Source organism: Luteibacter sp. E-22 (assembly GCF_049913125.1).
GTDB lineage: Bacteria > Pseudomonadota > Gammaproteobacteria > Xanthomonadales > Rhodanobacteraceae > Luteibacter.
Window position 1 is genome coordinate 1,843,553 of record NZ_CP183975.1, and the last position, 15,626, is coordinate 1,859,178.

A 15,626-nucleotide genomic window follows, 5' to 3' on the forward strand; every position below is an offset into this window, starting at 1 on the left:
TCAGGAACAGATTGTTGCCTCGCTCATAGGAGCGGGGCCTTTCCTTCGTTTGAACTCTCCGCCCTCGGCCTTTGTCCGCTCCTCCCGCTCGCGTTCGGCCGCCGCCCTCTCCAGGTATCGGTCGAACCGTCCTGACGCATAGGGCTCCAGTGGTAGGGCGGGGAAGGGCAGCGCTTCCAACACCTGTTGGCACTCCAGCACGGTCGCGTCGGCGACGTAGGTTTTCTTGTCCACTCCCTCACCCGGGGAGTGGCCATTGACCGCGCAGATGATGCTGTCCGGAACCTTCCGCCGCTCCATGAGCGTCGTCAGGTTGTGGCGCAGGCAATGGAGGGTCTTGCGCGGGTTTTTGATGCCACATACCTCGCGAAGATGGACGCCGTTGAACCACTGGCTCACGGTCCGGCCGGGACCACCTTCCTCCCATGGAATCCCGGGGAAGAGGAGGTTCGAGCCGCTGGCACGGACGTCTTCGATGTAGCGCTCAAAGCCCAGGTCCAAAAGGACTTGGGGCACTGGGATGGCGCGGATGCTGTAAGAGGTTTTGACGCTTTGGCCTTCCCCGTCGGGCGTAATGTTGAACACGAGCACCTGGTGCTCGATGCCGTCCTCGTCCAGGTAAGGTTTGCGCACCACGTCGTCCAGATACAGTTGGGCGATTTCGTTGACCCGCATCCCCGTGAAATGGCCGATGAGCGGTGCCCAATATTTGTGCGGGGCGTTGTGCCGGCGCATGAGGGCGGGGTCGAAAATGGCCGCCAGATCTGCCTTGGAGAACACGTCCTTTTTCTTGCGCATGCGGCCGTTCTCATCTTTCCGGTAACGGGCCGTGTCTATGAAGCGGAACGGGTTCGCTGCGATCTCGCCCAGTTTCACCGACCAGTTCATCAGGGCGTTCACGTGCATCAAGTGCTTGTGCTGCGTGCCCAGGCCGATGACAGGCAGTTTCGCTCGCCTGGCTCGGGCCACCACCTCCGGCGCAGGTAGGTCGGCAAGGTGAGGGAAGTGTTGGCGCCGCTTCGGCCATGCGGCCAACAGGTCGGCGAACACGATAGCGTCAGCGGGAGTGAGGTCCGCGATGGGCTGGTCACCAACCGTTTCCACCAGGAGTTTGAGCGCGGCCTGCCGGTCTCGCGTGGCTGGCGTTGCCCGCTTCGGCCCGTGCCGCAGGTTGGCCAGGTGGAGGTCAATCAGTTCGCTCAAGGTCTTCCCGACAACGACCGTGGAGGTCTCCGCAGCCGGTGACACGGGGGCAGGCTCCGCGATAGCCCGAGGTGCCGGGGGCGGCGCTGGCAAGTGGGGACGGGGGACCGCAGGCGGCGGCACGGTCATGGGAAGTCCCGCAGCGTCTCGGGGCGAGGCGTCCCGGATACGGTCCAGTTCCCACATGCGCTCAATGAACGCCATGCCCAGGGCATGGCCCTCGGCGCAGGTCGGCGAAAAGTCGATCGCGCCATCTGGCCCCGTATGAAGGTGGTAGAGGGGTGGGCGAGGAGGCGTTAGAGGGAGGCCAGCGGACGGCATGGGCAAACAATGCGAAGAAGGGGGCCGTTTTGTAGGCCGACCGTCAGAAACGTCAACCGCGTCCCCTGTCTATTACTGCCGAAAACGCGTGACGCCCGTCACATTTCCCACCTGCGCAACCACTTACGCAGTTTCCTACGCTGACTTGACTCCCTGGACGGCTGTGGGAGGGTGACGTAGATGAGCCGATGCCAAGTCATCCCTATAACGCTTCGAAATGGTCATTTTTTGACCAGCAAACGAGACCGGGAGAGTATGTAGGGTCTATAGGTGTTAATACAGAAAAGCCAGTAACTCTCTGTCACCCCTCCCATATTTTTCCCGGCTACGCTCGGCCGTTTTCCGGATACTCTCCGCCGCCGCTCGCTCCTAGGCCTCTCAGGAGGGTGACGCATCAGGTCACGTTGTCATAATCCGCCGTCCCACCGAAGTCGGATTTTCGCCCCTCGCATCGAGCCGCAAGAGCGCCAGGGGGAGCCCCTGCGGCATTCTGTCCATCACTCATTGAGGAATGTGGTCAGTCGGTTCTGCCATTCGGATGCTTGTTCGAAGTTACGATTGCCATTGAAGGCATCGGAGTGGCGCCGAAACGCCACCCGGATCACGGGGGTGTCCAGTCGGCGGACCCGGATGCCAATCTCATTGCGGATCCTGGACCGCTTCCCGAAGCCATTTGCCGTGTCGGTCCAGGTGTGCTCCCATTCCGCGATCTCCGCCCGGTCGAGGATGTAGGTGCGGCCGCGCAGGTCCTTCAGCCAGAGCCGTTGAGTGGTCAGGTCGAGGGCAATGTTGTCAGCGGCATAGGATGCCGTCAGTGGTGGTTCGCTCTTCGCGGTGAACTGGCGATCCTTCAAGGGCTGGGGGCCCCAACGCAAGCGGGTCAGTCCGCCGGTCATGAGGGCGGGCACAAAAGCCAACACGGCCGAGACCGTAAACGGTGCGCCCAGGAGCAGGAGCAGCCCGGTCACCAGCAACCAAGCCACCATCAAAACGGGAACGAAGGGCATCTCTTCCTCCTTGGAAGGTCAGGCGTGCTTAGTGCGAATCGGCTTGGCGGATGCCGGCCCGGCGGGCCTTGCCCAGATACAGCGTGGGCTGGCGGCAGATGTTCCACTGAGTGATGGTCAGCGGGCCGCGGTCGGGGTAGGTCACCCGGATGTCGAAGACGCACTGCCCATCAGGGAATGCGACCATGACTTGGCCGGCCCGGCCGCCTTGGAGCGAGCCCGCGGTGTCCAGCGGCCGGTAGTCGGCGGTTCCCCGGGGCGCGGCCTCAACGGAGGTGGCCGGGACGGAGTCATCGTTAATGATGGTCAGGTAATGCGTTGCGGCTTGTGCCGAACCTGCCCACGCCGCGGCAATGGCCAAAACCAAGGTGCAACCCAGCCGGCGGCTTCTGCCACCAAACATCCAATGCAACATGTTCCCTGTTCCTTGCAAGCGCCATCAGCGGCGCGTCACGCAGGTTACACCCGTTTTTCGGGTGCATGCCTGAAAATAGTGTAAACACGCCGATTCCGTAGCGTGCGGGTTCCCGTCGAGGTCCGCATGCCCAAGCACGTTCCCAAACTGACATCGGTTCACAAGCACGAGCAGCAGGTGCTCTGCGCTCTCTTGCGCGAACTGAGGCTGGCCACGGGGCTGCGCCAGGATCAGGTCGCGGAACAGATGGGCACCAGCCAAACCACTATCTCCGAGATCGAACTTGGGCAGCGGGGCGTGGATCTCCTGGTGTGCCGGAGGCTAGTGGCCGTTTATGGGGCCGATTGGCCGGGCTTCGTTGAGGAACTGGAGCGTCGGCTCCAGGTGCTGCCCAACCCCGCCGCGGGACTTATTAAGCAAAAACGGCAAGATACTTAAAGATTTCTCGGGTGGGGCCGATCATGGGGCGGGCCAGCGCGTAAGCGAAGCCTGCTGACGGGCTCCCCAAGGGGAGGGAGTCCGCGCACATGGAGAAGGACGTAAGTGAACGCCGTAAGCACCCTCGCACCGGTCCCAGTTACCGCCGCTGGCCTAGACACGGCCAATCTGAGCATCGATGACATCATCGGTCACCGCGTGTTTGCGCGGGATGCCACCAAGGTGCCGAAACCTCCTGTGTTGGCTAGCGCACTGATGAACCTTCCCGCTCAAGGGTCGGATGCTCTTCAGCAGCGCCTGACCGCGTCGCTGGGTAGCCGGTCCCACGGTTTGGAGATGTCCATCGACAAGACGGACGCCAATAGTTTTTTCCAACTGGCCGCTCACGCGATCGGTCAGGATAAAGCCGGATTCATCACCTCCTCTCAGGAGATGGCCAAGAAGTTGGCCAGCGCGCAAGCCAACACAAGCGGTCTTTCCGGCGTGTTGCTCGTGATCCGGGGTCGGGTGGGGAAACACCCTCGTCGGTTCATCGCGGTGATCAAGGCCGAGGTCCATGACGGCTTCGCCGCGGGTGAGGCCGACAAAGCGGTGGACGTGGCTTATCTCACGTCCCTGATGCTTACGCCGACGCAGCGGCTCTACAAGGTTGGCCTGCTGCTGGAACTCGCTTCTGGACCAGCCAAGGCGGCCGGAACGCATGAAGCCGGAGGCTACCAGGCGTTCCTGTTCGACCATTTAATCACAGCAACCGAAACCCGCTCGGCAGCAGCCTACTTCTATGCGCACTTCCTGGGCATGGACATCCAGAAGTCGTCTCGGAAGATGACTCAGGAGTTTTTTGAGCACACCGAGACGTTTATCAAGACTTGCGCCCTGGACGAAGACGATAAGTGGGCCCTACGGGAGGCCTTGCGGGTGAATCTTCGGAGTGCGTCCACGGTCATCAGTGTGGGCGATTTTGCTGAAGCGCACATTGCGGACGAAGAGGTCCGGGATGCGTATTGCGACTACCTTGAAAAGCGTGGATTCCCGAAGTCCGCTGTGTCCAAGGACGTGGCCTATGTCAAAGCCAAGTTGCGTCGGCCGCGCAAGTTGTCCTTTTCCACCGGCGTCAAGGTTTTGATTCCTGCGGACGCGGATCAGAACGTCGTGACCGTGGCCGAGCAGACGGCGACATCAACGACGCTGGTCATCTCCGGCTCGTTCCTCGACCAAGAATGATGGAGATCGGCGCCTACATCGAGCAAAACCGCGAGGCACTGGCCGCTTGGGGCGAAGAGATCCGGCGGGCTGTGTGTCACCAGCATTCCGCGCTCCTCAAGGTGCCTGCCGCTGTGCGGGTGAAAGATCCAGAATCTGCTCGCAAGAAGCAGTTCAAAAAGGCGTATGACGATCCGAGCAGCCAGATGACGGACCTCGTCGGGGTCCGTTTCGTGGTGCTTACCTCGGATGATCTAGCGCCGATCCGCGCTCATCTGGAACAGGCGTCCGGGTGGCAGTGTGTGCAGGCCCGGGATCCGGACGAGGAGATTGAGGCGGCGCCGGACACCTTCGGCTACCAGTCGCATCACTACGAGGTCCGGCCGCCTACCTCGGCTGGGGCGACATGGTGCTGCGAGGTCCAGGTTCGAACCCTGCTTCAGCACACGATTGCGGAACTCTCCCACGACGCCATGTATAAGGCGACCCAGGCCGTTCCGTCGCAGGCCCTTAGATTGGTCGCGCGTAGCATTGCGCTGATGGAAACCACGGACGAACTGCTATGTCGGGCGATCCAATCGGTCCGGGAGGCCGAGGCGCCGGCGCTCGCCGTCCGTCGGGTAGCCTGCGACCTGGCCCGCTCGATCGACCAGAAGGACGACGGCGACCTGCTCGAAGACCTTTTGGCGGCCTACGCCGAATCCATTGACTCGACCTCCGTGGCAGACCTCAGGGCGTTCGCCGGGGAACATTCCTACATCTACGACAAGATCCGATCCCGGCCCGGGGAGGGACTGTTTCAGTTCCATTCGGCTTCGATCCTGACGTATTGGCTTGTTCAGCGGCTTCAACGGAAAGCCGTCCGGGCTTGGCCGTTCCCTGGATCGAAGGCGGAACTCATGAAGGTGTTTTCCGACCTGGGTATTTCACCGGGTTAATGATCCTGATGTGAACTACGGGAGCGCTTTAAGACGGCTCCAGATGTTCGTTGTGGCACGTCCTCGCTTTGCCGCCGGCGGCATTCTCCGCGCGCGGGGCAGGGTGCCCACATAACCGACCGCTGTCTGCGCTGGGAGGGCATTCCGTCCCACGCTATTCGACGTGCTAGCCTGTGCGCTCGATAGGTCAACCAGAGAGGACACACACCTCCTGGCTGCCCCTGGCGTCAACGACGGTGTCCTGACGGTTTGTGTGAGATGCAGTTGGAATCCCACCCTCTCCGCCAGAAATAGAGCTAATGCTCTGAAAGTAAAGGCCGCTCAATGAGCGGCCTTTCTTTTACCCACGATTTGACCCCTGCAAAATTCGGCGGCGACGATCACGGTTTGCGGCTACGTTGCGGCCACTGTACTCAGAAAAGAAGAAGCATGTGGAAGCGCTTTCTTCGTAAGCGACCCGCATCTACCCCGCTCCACTTCAAGTCGACCCGAGACGCCTTCGAGATGGAGTGCAAGTACACCGGCACTAGGGTGACGGTAGGAACACAGCACTTGGCGCTCGTAGTGGATGTCATTCGCGAGGAGCGCCACAAAGGCTATCTTGTGCTTGTTGCGGACGCGTCCGGCCCTTCTTGGCAGTCGGTCTCGTCCTATCCGACTTGGGCGACCTGGGGCCTGATTCGTTGGTCACGTGGAAGGCGTTTGAGCGCTCGGAGAAACTTGGAGCGGTGATGCCCGGGATGGGCCCGGATGGCGGCTGGATTGGTATTCTCACGACCAATCTTCGTCCTACTTACGATCCCGCGAAGGGCTGGCAAAGCTGCTGACGCCCGCCGGCCGAGCCCGTGAGTCCTCTGTTAAATCTTGTTCCCGGCCATCGCTTCTGCTCCTATATATTTATTGATACCGAAGCCCGTCAGGGTCGAAGTGCTTCACGTCAATAGGGAGTCTAGGGAACGATGGAAATCAAGGACCTTACCGGATTCGGCGAGCCATTAGCCAAATTGATCGACGTCATCTCCCGCGGCGTCGGGAAAGTCAGTGCGCCGTATCTTTTGCGCAAGCAGACCGGAGCCAAGGTTGACGAGGTCGAAAAACTCGCGGCGGTCATCCAGAGGGTGTCCGGAGAGACCGGTCTGTCGATCGCGTATCGCGACGGCGCAGTCGAAGTTGTCGCCCCGGAGCGTGTACCTGGCTACGTCAGTGCGATACCCGCGGGCCAAACTGAGGCGATGAGGGAATCGTTTCAGTCGCAGGTGCGGCAAGAGAACGTCGAGGCAATTACGTCGATCGCTGCCGGGCAGTTGATCGGTGAGGAGGCGGTGTCCTCAGCAAATGTCGAACAGGACTGGATCAACCGTTTCTTCCGGTACGCTGAAGACGTCTCGTCGGAGGAAATGCAGAAGGTTTGGGCCAAGCTACTTGCAGGCGAGGTGCTCCGCCCTGGTTCTTTCTCGCTGAGGACGATGGAGTTCATCAAGGGACTTTCGATCAGCGAAGCAAGGATGATTGATAACGTGTCATCTCTCGTGATGACTGGCGGTGACCGCTGGTTTATTCCCGCAGTCGACGTGAAGGAGTTCGGTGGGTCGTTTAGCTTTGAGCGAAGATTTTCGCTTACGGAACTTGGTTTGCTTTATCCGACGGAGTTGACCTTGGCGCTCTTTCCCATAGATGAAAAGCCTGTTGATATCTATCAGGGAGATCATCTGCTTCATATTGAACCGCCTAGGCCGAGGCGTGAAGTAGCGATTCCTTCGTATAAGCTGACGGCGTTGGGTGCCGAGGTTGTAAGACTCTTGGACGTCAAGGCGCATCACGCGCTCTTGCAAATGGTGGGATCTCAACTGGCGTCTCATGGTTGCAAAGTGACGATGGGCAAGATCATCTCAAAGAGTGCCGACGAAACCCTGTATTCCGTCCTCAGAGTGATTAGCTAAGAAACGCCCCGAGGCGAATGGACGAACGTCGCCGAGTCGTGCAAGTAAGAAAGGCCCCGCCAGCACCCATGACAGGCTGGAGGGGCCGAACCCAGGCCGGAATATGCGCCTGGGATTTGGTACCCCTTATGGGCTACCGAACGCTAGTGCGCGTGATGGGAGGTTGTCGCCAGGTTCCCACCAGCTCGTTTGATTGCGCTCCGCCATGCGTCGTTGCACGCGGTCCGTATAGCCCGGGGACAGGTTGTCCATCAGGTTGTTGTAGACCATGTGGTTGAACGCCGTCTTGAGGTATCCACGCGCCGTACGCACCGACAACGGCCCCGAGTTCACCAGCCGCGCTTTCATCGCCTGGACGCAGCAGCATGGCGTCGAGCACATCCTGATCGAACCGGGCTGCCCCACACAGAACGGCTATATCGAAAGCTTCAACGGCAAGTTCCGCGACGAATGTCTCAACGAGTACTGGTTCACGTCACTGACCCAAGCGCGTGACGTGATCGGCAGCTGGCGTCGAGATTACAACGAGGTTCGGCCCCATAGCAGCTGTGGCCGCATCCCACCATCGCAATTCGCTGCCCACCACCGTGCACATCAGGACGTCAACGCAGTAACCTTCAACCCCGGACTTTCACAGTGATCGCTGGTACGGCTGCCGGGGGCAGGTCACACCCTCTCCGCCGGCTAAAAGAATTGGCGGAAATCTAGTCGTCGGGCATAAATCGGGTCACACGAGGCCCTGATGAGACTTCCGCACTACCGTGTGTGCCGCCTTCGCACCCGCTCACCGGATACGGCCGGCTTGGGCGGATGCGCAGCAACACCGGAATAGCTGCTTCTCTATCCTCGATACTGTCCGGAAAGCACCATGCCAATCACTTCACTTGCAGCGCCTGCAGATGCTCCGCACCATGCCGATTATCGGGATTGAGCGCCAGCGACTTGCGGTAGTTGGCAATCGCGTTCTGCTTGTCGCCGAGCTTTTCATAGCCCTCCGCCAGGCTGTCAAAGGCATTCCAGCTCGTCGGCCACTGCCCCGTGTTGTAACGGAAGAGGCCGATGGCCTGCTGTGCCTTGCCTTCGCCAAGCAGGCGGTACGCCCAGGTGTTGACGTAATCCTCGGTCAGGTGCAGTTCTGGATGTTTGCGCTTGACCGCGGTAACGACGCGGGAGGCATTTCGATAACCATCGGCATCGAGCGCCTGCTCGAGCGCAACCTGGGCAGGGGGCTTGCCCCAGATTTCCAGAAGCGCCTGGTTTGCCAGCGCCTGCATCTCGTTCTGGGTTTCCCCGGGCCGGTTGGCCAGCAGGATGATGCCGTAGCCGAGTGCCGGATACAGTTCGATGTAGCTTGAGCAACCAAACGTGCTGCCCGAGGTGCGCAGCCGCGGTTTGCCGTCGATGGTCCGGCTCAGTGTCCAGTTGTAGCCGACCGCGAACGTGTCGAGATTGCCCCATGCTGGCGCCTGGGTCAGGCGGATGGCGGGGTCGGTGGCAGCGAGTTCCGCGGTCAGGAATTTCGCCATGTCCGCCGGGCTGTAACGCAGGCCACCCGCCATGAGAAACGCGCGCTCATACATGCGCGGCATGGCCACGTGCCGCTTGTTGTAGCCGTCGACCTCTGCGGATGCACGGGTCTTGCCGGTCCCTGGCTGCATGCCGAGCGGTTGCTCGATGTAGCGTGCCACGAGGGCTTCGTATGGCTCGCCGTAGACTCTCTCCAGAATCCGCCCGAGCAGGTCGGGAGCGAGATTCGAGTGCTGGGGCACGGTGCCTGGCTTCCGGCTGGGTTTGACTGTCTTCAGTTCATCGAACACCTGGTCTGGCCCGATCCGCTCCATGGCCTGTGTCGCAATGAAAGGCGCCTTATCCGGGTCTGCCCCGACAGGGAAGGGATTGGGGAGGTTATCGGGAAGAGCCGATGTCGTCGTGGCAAGGTCGATGACGCGCACCGGGGTCCCGTCCCATTCGAGTCCCGGATAATCCCCTGGCAGGTAGCGACGGATATCGGCTTGCGGGTCGATCCGATGTTCGAGGACCGCGTGGGCGAGGACCAGCGAGTTGAAGAGCTTGCTGACCGAGCCTATCTCATAGACCGATGCTTCGGTCGGCGGACGTTCCTCGCCACGGGTCGTCGTGCCGAGGTTGTAAAAGTGCGCCTTGCCGTCCTTGACCACGGCAATGGACATGCCGTCGGTATGACCCGTGGCAACGAACTCGGTGCCCAGCCGCTGGAACACCCGGTCCATGCGAGCCTGGGTCGCGTCCGGGGTGACTTCTTCCGCCGCAGCGGTTGTTGCAATGGTCCAGAGCAGCAGGGCGAGCACGGGCAGTCGGAATGGCATGGCGGTTCCTCCGGCGGGGCGGCGGTAGTGCAGGAACCTCACCGTCACGACAGCAGCGGCAGAGGTCATTGCCGGGTCGGATGCGTGGGGGAGACAAAAGGTTGCCATGCCGGACGTCCGTCCGCTGGGGCTTATGATTTCCGTGTCCGAGAGGCGGCAAGTATCCGCGGCCTGTCACGCCATCAAAAGCTTGCCCCGTCCACCTTTTGTATGGCCAGGGCGTCGAGATCCACCGAAGGAACACATCGCAAGTTGATCGCAGCCATCTGCCGACCGTCCGGCCCTTTCCCCCGCCCGAATGGCTGGCACCCACATATCGCGCAGAACCGATGGCAGATGGCGTGCTTGTTGAAATAATAATCCGTGAGCAGATCCTCTCCCTTTATGACGGAGAAATCATCATAAGGAACGAAGGAAAACAGAAAGCCCTTGCGGCGGCAATGAGAGCAGTTGCAGCTTATTGCCGCGGTCGGAATTTCGGCGCTCACTTCAAAAGCCACAGCGCCACAATGGCAACTTCCTTCGTACGCCATATCGTGCCTCCCCCAACGGGACTCCGCGCCGGTCTGTGAATTCCTGGCCTTTATGACCATGGGAAAAATACCCGGACGGCATTTTGCGCTAAATTGAGTGAAGATGGTGCGCCCGATCCTGATCTGTGCGAGCGTTCTCGCCTTGGCGACGACCGGTCTCAACTGGCTCGATATTGCTATCCCCTGGTCGAACAGGGATTCGTGGCGCTCGTCATCCGGGGCGGCCGATATCAAAGCGCACAACCTTTCCACCCTCCACCCGAAACACATGCATCACCGTCTTGTCCTTCAGCCCATGGGTCTGCCCCTTTAGCGGCAGCCCATCAAGATCGAACACGGTCTGGATCACCTCGACCGAGACGACGCCATCGTCCGTTTCATGAAACGTCACGGGGTCGACGTGCGGGCTGACGACCGACCATTGCCGCGTCCAATAGTCACGCAAGGCTTCATGCCCGTGAACATGACCTCCATCCATGCCGTTCGCCCAGGCGACATCATCGGCAAGCTCGATGAGCACGCCGTCTATGTCCCTCGCGTTAAAGCGGTCGTAGAGGCGCTCGATAAGTTTCGTGTAGTTTTCCGACATGCCAATTCCTCAAGGTAGGCGACCGTCAGTGAACGGATAAGCCGCAGTTGCCAACTCATCCGTCAACATATATACGTACATATATAGTTGATCGTCAATCAGGACAGAAGGTGAGTGGAATGAAAAATGACGTGCTTTCAACCCCAGGACACCTCATCAGCCTTGCGGCACGAGGATTCGCCCGCCTGAGCGAGGCACGTCTCAAGCCCCTCGGATTCGGCGTCGGTCAATTGCCGGTGCTGATCGCGTTGCGGGATGGGAAGGCAAGCACGCAACGCGACCTGGCCCGTTTCGCCAAGGTCGAACAGCCGCCGATGGCGCAAATGCTCACTCGCATGGAGCGTGACGGATGGATTCGCCGAACGCCCCATCCGGAAGATGGCCGAAGCAGCCGTATCGTCCTCACGAAGGCCGCGCAGAGCCGCATGCCCGACGCCATCGAAACCCTGTTCAAAGGGAATCGTGATGCGTTGAATGGATTCACGGAAGACGAAGCGGAGCAACTCGTGAACTTGCTTAACCGGCTTATCGCGAACCTCGATCAGATCACCGGCGCGGCGGCGTCACCAGACAACTCATAGAGTTCAACCGGACCACCAAGCAGTCACACACGCAGGCCAGCCGCAAGCACATCCGCGTGTTGCGCACCAAGCACATGCAGATCCGGCGCAAGCGGACTCCCCGGAAACGTCTCGCGAAAAAGAACCCCCATCAACATCGGCCCCATCACGGAAAACAGCATCAAACCCGGATCACCGGCGCGAATGCTTCCCGCCTTCTGACCGCGTTCGATGGCACCTGTCAGGACACCAGCCACCCTGGCGATGACCTCGTCATGCCACACGCTGGCAAGGTCCGGAAACGTCCGGCCCTCAAGCAAGACCATCCTCACGATGCCCGGCAACCTTGCATCACTCATCTTCCCGGCCACATGTGCCAACACCATGGGAAGAAGGGTCAGCGCGTCGACATCCGTGGCGCCGGGCGCGTTCTCGATGGCCTTGAGGTTTTCAGAGGCGAGGTGACGTGCCACGGCACGGAAGAGGTCCGCCTTGGTTTCGAAATACCGGTAGATCGTTCCCTTGACCACGCCGGCCCGCTTCGCCACGTCGGTCAGTTTGGTCTGGGCATAGCCCTTGGCGACAAATTCATCGATGGCGGCCTCGATGATTTCCTGGGGACGGGCGTCCTTGCGCCGGGTCCACTTCGGTTCTCTTTCAGTCACGGATGCTGCCTTGTTCTTTTCCGACCATGTAAGAGCGCGATGTGAAGTAGGCATCCAGCGTATCGGCCGAACCTTCGGGATCGGCCAACGCTACCCATGTGTCGGGACGAAGCAGATAGAGGGCGTTTTGCTTCAGGCCCGCTTTGCCATGCTCTTCTGCCCATGCGAACTGCCGTAGTGTCACACCGTTCTGCACGCACCAGGCTCTCACTTCGGGAGTTGCCGTACCGTAGACATGCACCTGCCAGCCGATGACGGGCGGGGGTTCGAAGTTGTCTTGCCCGTCGACGTTCACCCAAGGTAGCCGCTCGCCTCCTTCGACGTCGCCGGCGCGGCCCTCGCTCAATGCGCTGTGTTTGTATGCCAGGCCTGTCTGCGACACCATCTTGAAGAGCATCTCTCGCGTACTGCCGATCTTGAACGCCGCACCGGCGATCAATGGCACGCCGTAGCTCCGCATCAGGTTGGCGAATTCGCCGTCTGCGGTGATCAAGCTGAAGACCCGGTCGGTCGTCTTCACGAGTTCGTGGGCGAACGCCTGTCGCTCGGTGGCATAGGTATCGAGAAGGGCGTCGGGCGCCTGCCCGTGAATGACGGCCGCCAGCTTCCAGGCGAGATTGATGGCATCGAGGATGCCCGTGTTCATGCCTTGGCCGCCGACCGGGCTGTGGACATGTCCCGCGTCCCCCATCAAGAACACGCGGCCCTGGCGGAAGCGGTCGGCGACACGGTGATGCACCCGGTAGTGGGAAAACCAGTTGACCTTGTCAACGTGGATGCCGACGCTCGCCATAGCCTCGTGGCCGACATCGTCGAAGGTCAGGTTTTCCGGGTGCTCCGCCCGTTCGTCCCGAACCGTGCCGATGAGCCGAGCCTTGCCGCTGCTGTCGTAAAACAACACGACAACGAAATCCTCGCCATTCAGGGCGACATGGGCCTCACCCGTGTTGTCGAGTCCGGAGAGATCCACGTCAGCCACATAAAACACATGCTGATAGGTGCCGCCCTCGAAACCGATGCCGAGTTGCTTGCGAACGGTCGAGCTTGCCCCGTCACAGGCAGCCAGATACCGGGCAGAGATGATTTCCTCCGTGCCGTCGTCACGACGGAGGCGGGCTTCGACGTGCTCACCCTTGTCTTCAAGGGACAACAGTTCCGTGTTGCGCTCCACCTCGATGCCGAAGGATTGGAGCTTGGCCACAAGCGTTTTCTCGTGGAAATCCTGGGGATACACGAGGATGTACGGGTGTGGCGAGATACCGGTGCCGATCTCTTGCAAGGGAACCCTGGCCCGGTGCTTGCCCCGCGCCCACATATTCATGGCCGGGGTGCGGAAGCCAGCCGACACCACCTCGTCGGCGAGTCCTAGCTGGCGGTAGAGCTCCAGCGTCCTTGATTGCACGGCCATCGCGCGGGACGTCGTCCCTGGTTCCCCGGTGCGGTCGATGATGCGGACCCTGACGCCCTGCGCGTGCAGCCAGAGGGCGTGGACGAGGCCGGTGGGACCTGCGCCGACTACGAGTACGTCAAGCATGGTGCACCCTCCGTCGCCATTAATGACTTTTGGGTCATTTTGGCAGGAAAGGGGGTGTCGTCAAGGGCCGGCGTCTGGTTTCCGAGAGGCCCGCAACCATGTAAACAGCGTGGCGACGCGACGTTTACCGGCCCGGGTGTAGTGGTGTGGTCTCCCCGAACAGGCATCGCCATGCATCACGTCACCGGCTACTTTCTCAACCAGTTCTCCGCCGCGGCCATCGTCGACAAGATGCTCGGCCGCGGCATGCCGCGCGATCGCATCGTCGTCGTCACCGATGAAAGCATCGGTGATTCGCCGGCCAGTTCGAACGCGCCGTCCAACGTCCTCTCCAATGTCAGCCACCTCGGACGCAACAGGCAACCAGGTTCAGCCAGGCGCGGCCTGGCCTCCGATCGCTCGGTTACACCCGACGCTCCCGAAGCACTCGGCAAATCCGTGGTGAGGGTCACGACCGGCGGCGAATGGAGCGAGACGGTGTTGCGGGAGTTGATGGAAACCGCGGGCGCGGAAAATGTAGCGATCGGAAGCGATGACGTTCCGCAGGAGAACGATAGCGTTTGGCCGTCACCCCCCGAAGGCAACGCCATCGATGTGGAGCGCGCTATCGCGGCGTCGCGTCGCGGTGCCTCGGATGCGGGTTTATCGAAACCATAGATGAGCCCACGCCACAGCGAGCGCGTGGATGCCCCGCAGGTATCGCGGGGCATTTGCTTCTACATGCACAGTCTCATCGTCGGCGCTCTTGTCTCGCCGTACGGATTTTTCCCACGGTGCAAGATAGGTCCGACCGTAACCGTCCCGCCCAGATTTCCTTGCCCGCCACCAAATCCACCACCGCCGGAACCATGGGGAGGGTCGTGAGGAGTGCAGGGTTTGCCGCCGCCCGTGTGGAGGATTTTCTTCGTAGCTACGCCATCGAACCACGTTTGCCCTGCGCCACGCACGTATTTTACACACCAGGATGCGTTGCAAATCGTCACAGTGTCACCCTCTTCTACAAACTTCTGAGCGAGCACGAACCAGCGCTCTTCGCCAGACCAGTGGACAAGAGTGCTTTGAGTAATGGGATCTGGAACGGGCGTTTGTAGCGCGCAGGTCGGGCATATGTCTTTGACTACGTAGTTGGTGGCCGATGCATAGCCGCTAGTCATTAAACAGATCGCTGCGAGAACTTCCTTTCTCATGGTCATTTCCTTACCGGCAGCGGCTGTTCAGAAAGATGCTGGCTTCCGTGTCGGCCCACGAAACTTCAGCAGTCGAAATCTGGCTCGCCACCGCTGCGCGCTCATCCAGGGAGAGCAAGCCCGGATACAGGACGACGAGTTCGCGTTGCAGAAGGTAGGCGCCCGGCATGTCCTTGTCGAAAACGTCACCCCCCGAAACCTTTTGCCGGTAGATGGCGTCTATAGCATCGACATTGCAGTGCTCGGCAAGCGTGGTGAGGTATGTGAGGGCGCGCGATCGGTAATCGAATCGAGCTGACTTGCTGCGTGCGGTGATGTCACTCGTCCGCAATTCCTGAGCGCCAGCGATGGAGAAAACATACATCGCTCGTTCGTCGCCTTTGTCGGCAGCCGTGGAGAGCCACGCGCCGGCATCGGCGATGTCGCTTTCTTGCACGCCTGAGCAGTACTCGATCGCGGTCTCCTCAGGCCCGTATGCACGCAGAGCCCTGCATCTGGATAAGCCTGCATAGACAGAGGCATAGGCGGAGAGATCGCCGGCCCGAGCTTGCTTCTTCAACTCGGGCAGTATCGTGGCAAGTGGGCCTTCAGGTGCGGGTATCCCGCCGTAATGGCCTGCCTTGGGGAAGAAGTTCGATGCGATGCCGGCTGGCGTTTGCGGTGACGAATGAGCGGCTGTACTTATGACGATAGCGATCGCCACCGATGCGATGTGGAGTTTCATGATGGAGTCCCTTTGTGAGTCATG

The 15,626-nt window shown here is 60.6% G+C and carries 15 protein-coding genes and 1 pseudogene; 7 read left to right on the forward strand and 9 right to left on the reverse strand.

The features are described 5' to 3' along the window. From ACN9M2_RS08320 to ACN9M2_RS08330, 3 genes are all read right to left on the reverse strand, one after another. Complete coding sequence (locus ACN9M2_RS08320) at positions 1-1,203, reverse strand: site-specific integrase (protein WP_426287618.1); 1,203 nt, start codon at positions 1,201-1,203, stop codon at positions 1-3. Between the two features lie 818 nt (positions 1,204-2,021). Next, entirely contained in the window at positions 2,022-2,531 is a 510-nt protein-coding gene (locus ACN9M2_RS08325) for a hypothetical protein (RefSeq protein ID WP_426287619.1), read from the reverse strand. A 28-nt stretch (positions 2,532-2,559) separates the two neighbouring features. After that, positions 2,560-2,946 (reverse strand): hypothetical protein, encoded by a 387-nt coding sequence (locus ACN9M2_RS08330; RefSeq protein WP_426287620.1) that lies wholly within the window; start codon positions 2,944-2,946, stop codon positions 2,560-2,562. Between the two features lie 126 nt (positions 2,947-3,072). Here ACN9M2_RS08330 and ACN9M2_RS08335 point away from each other — a divergent pair, with 126 nt between their 5' ends. The 5 genes and pseudogenes from ACN9M2_RS08335 to ACN9M2_RS08355 form a co-directional block, all read left to right on the forward strand. Then, positions 3,073-3,384: a helix-turn-helix domain-containing protein gene (locus ACN9M2_RS08335; protein ID WP_426287621.1), complete on the forward strand. Its 312-nt coding sequence runs from the start codon at positions 3,073-3,075 to the stop codon at positions 3,382-3,384. A 105-nt stretch (positions 3,385-3,489) separates the two neighbouring features. After that, complete coding sequence (locus ACN9M2_RS08340; protein ID WP_426287622.1) at positions 3,490-4,608, forward strand: nucleoid-associated protein; 1,119 nt, start codon at positions 3,490-3,492, stop codon at positions 4,606-4,608. Then, the gene (locus tag ACN9M2_RS08345; protein WP_426287623.1) at positions 4,605-5,525 is read left to right on the forward strand and encodes a GTP pyrophosphokinase; all 921 of its coding nucleotides are present in this window, start codon (positions 4,605-4,607) and stop codon (positions 5,523-5,525) included. The genes ACN9M2_RS08340 and ACN9M2_RS08345 overlap by 4 nt, the downstream gene beginning before the upstream one ends. 959 nt (positions 5,526-6,484) lie before the next feature. Then, positions 6,485-7,465 (forward strand): DUF2806 domain-containing protein, encoded by a 981-nt coding sequence (locus tag ACN9M2_RS08350; protein ID WP_426287624.1) that lies wholly within the window; start codon positions 6,485-6,487, stop codon positions 7,463-7,465. 292 nt (positions 7,466-7,757) lie between these two features. Then, a pseudogene (locus ACN9M2_RS08355) lies at positions 7,758-8,105 on the forward strand (transposase); the annotation flags it as partial. 235 nt (positions 8,106-8,340) lie between these two features. On the opposite strand, the gene ACN9M2_RS08360 reads toward ACN9M2_RS08355, so the two are convergent. The 3 genes from ACN9M2_RS08360 to ACN9M2_RS08370 form a co-directional block, all read right to left on the reverse strand. After that, positions 8,341-9,810 carry a serine hydrolase gene (locus ACN9M2_RS08360; RefSeq protein WP_426287625.1) on the reverse strand — a complete coding sequence of 490 codons (1,470 nt, stop codon included), beginning with the start codon at positions 9,808-9,810 and terminating at the stop codon, positions 8,341-8,343. Between the two features lie 182 nt (positions 9,811-9,992). Continuing rightward, the gene (locus ACN9M2_RS08365) at positions 9,993-10,577 is read right to left on the reverse strand and encodes a GFA family protein (RefSeq protein ID WP_426287626.1); all 585 of its coding nucleotides are present in this window, start codon (positions 10,575-10,577) and stop codon (positions 9,993-9,995) included. Beyond that, a complete protein-coding gene (locus tag ACN9M2_RS08370; protein ID WP_426287627.1) occupies positions 10,555-10,932 on the reverse strand; it encodes a nuclear transport factor 2 family protein in 378 nt (125 codons plus the stop codon). Before ACN9M2_RS08370 ends, ACN9M2_RS08365 begins: the two co-directional genes overlap by 23 nt. Positions 10,933-11,051: 119 nt before the next feature. On the opposite strand from ACN9M2_RS08370, the gene ACN9M2_RS08375 reads away from it, so the two are divergent. Beyond that, the gene (locus tag ACN9M2_RS08375) at positions 11,052-11,513 is read left to right on the forward strand and encodes a MarR family winged helix-turn-helix transcriptional regulator (RefSeq protein WP_426287628.1); all 462 of its coding nucleotides are present in this window, start codon (positions 11,052-11,054) and stop codon (positions 11,511-11,513) included. A 23-nt stretch (positions 11,514-11,536) separates the two neighbouring features. On the opposite strand, the gene ACN9M2_RS08380 is transcribed toward ACN9M2_RS08375, so the two are convergent. Together ACN9M2_RS08380 and ACN9M2_RS08385 are read right to left on the reverse strand one after the other, a co-directional pair. After that, on the reverse strand, positions 11,537-12,211 hold the full coding sequence (locus tag ACN9M2_RS08380) for a TetR/AcrR family transcriptional regulator (protein ID WP_426287629.1): 675 nt from the start codon (positions 12,209-12,211) through the stop codon (positions 11,537-11,539). After that, the gene (locus ACN9M2_RS08385; protein WP_426287630.1) at positions 12,150-13,691 is read right to left on the reverse strand and encodes an FAD-dependent monooxygenase; all 1,542 of its coding nucleotides are present in this window, start codon (positions 13,689-13,691) and stop codon (positions 12,150-12,152) included. Before ACN9M2_RS08385 ends, ACN9M2_RS08380 begins: the two co-directional genes overlap by 62 nt. A gap of 171 nt (positions 13,692-13,862) precedes the next feature. On the opposite strand from ACN9M2_RS08385, the gene ACN9M2_RS08390 reads away from it, so the two are divergent. Continuing rightward, a complete protein-coding gene (locus ACN9M2_RS08390) occupies positions 13,863-14,348 on the forward strand; it encodes a hypothetical protein (protein WP_426287631.1) in 486 nt (161 codons plus the stop codon). 540 nt (positions 14,349-14,888) lie between these two features. Here ACN9M2_RS08390 and ACN9M2_RS08395 read toward each other — a convergent pair. Beyond that, complete coding sequence (locus tag ACN9M2_RS08395) at positions 14,889-15,602, reverse strand: hypothetical protein (protein ID WP_426287632.1); 714 nt, start codon at positions 15,600-15,602, stop codon at positions 14,889-14,891. Positions 15,603-15,626 lie beyond the last annotated feature (24 nt).

What these genes read in the sequence shown, in the direction of transcription:
- ACN9M2_RS08325 (WP_426287619.1), bottom strand. Translation starts at nt 2,531, where the DNA reads ATGCCCTTCGTTCCCGTTTTGATGGTGGCTTGGTTGCTGGTGACCGGG.
- ACN9M2_RS08330 (WP_426287620.1), bottom strand. Translation starts at nt 2,946, where the DNA reads ATGTTGCATTGGATGTTTGGTGGCAGAAGCCGCCGGCTGGGTTGCACC.
- ACN9M2_RS08335 (WP_426287621.1), top strand. Translation starts at nt 3,073, where the DNA reads ATGCCCAAGCACGTTCCCAAACTGACATCGGTTCACAAGCACGAGCAG.
- ACN9M2_RS08345 (WP_426287623.1), top strand. Translation starts at nt 4,605, where the DNA reads ATGATGGAGATCGGCGCCTACATCGAGCAAAACCGCGAGGCACTGGCC.
- ACN9M2_RS08350 (WP_426287624.1), top strand. Translation starts at nt 6,485, where the DNA reads ATGGAAATCAAGGACCTTACCGGATTCGGCGAGCCATTAGCCAAATTG.
- ACN9M2_RS08360 (WP_426287625.1), bottom strand. Translation starts at nt 9,810, where the DNA reads ATGCCATTCCGACTGCCCGTGCTCGCCCTGCTGCTCTGGACCATTGCA.
- ACN9M2_RS08370 (WP_426287627.1), bottom strand. Translation starts at nt 10,932, where the DNA reads ATGTCGGAAAACTACACGAAACTTATCGAGCGCCTCTACGACCGCTTT.
- ACN9M2_RS08375 (WP_426287628.1), top strand. Translation starts at nt 11,052, where the DNA reads ATGAAAAATGACGTGCTTTCAACCCCAGGACACCTCATCAGCCTTGCG.
- ACN9M2_RS08380 (WP_426287629.1), bottom strand. Translation starts at nt 12,211, where the DNA reads ATGCCTACTTCACATCGCGCTCTTACATGGTCGGAAAAGAACAAGGCA.
- ACN9M2_RS08385 (WP_426287630.1), bottom strand. Translation starts at nt 13,691, where the DNA reads ATGCTTGACGTACTCGTAGTCGGCGCAGGTCCCACCGGCCTCGTCCAC.
- ACN9M2_RS08390 (WP_426287631.1), top strand. Translation starts at nt 13,863, where the DNA reads ATGCATCACGTCACCGGCTACTTTCTCAACCAGTTCTCCGCCGCGGCC.
- ACN9M2_RS08395 (WP_426287632.1), bottom strand. Translation starts at nt 15,602, where the DNA reads ATGAAACTCCACATCGCATCGGTGGCGATCGCTATCGTCATAAGTACA.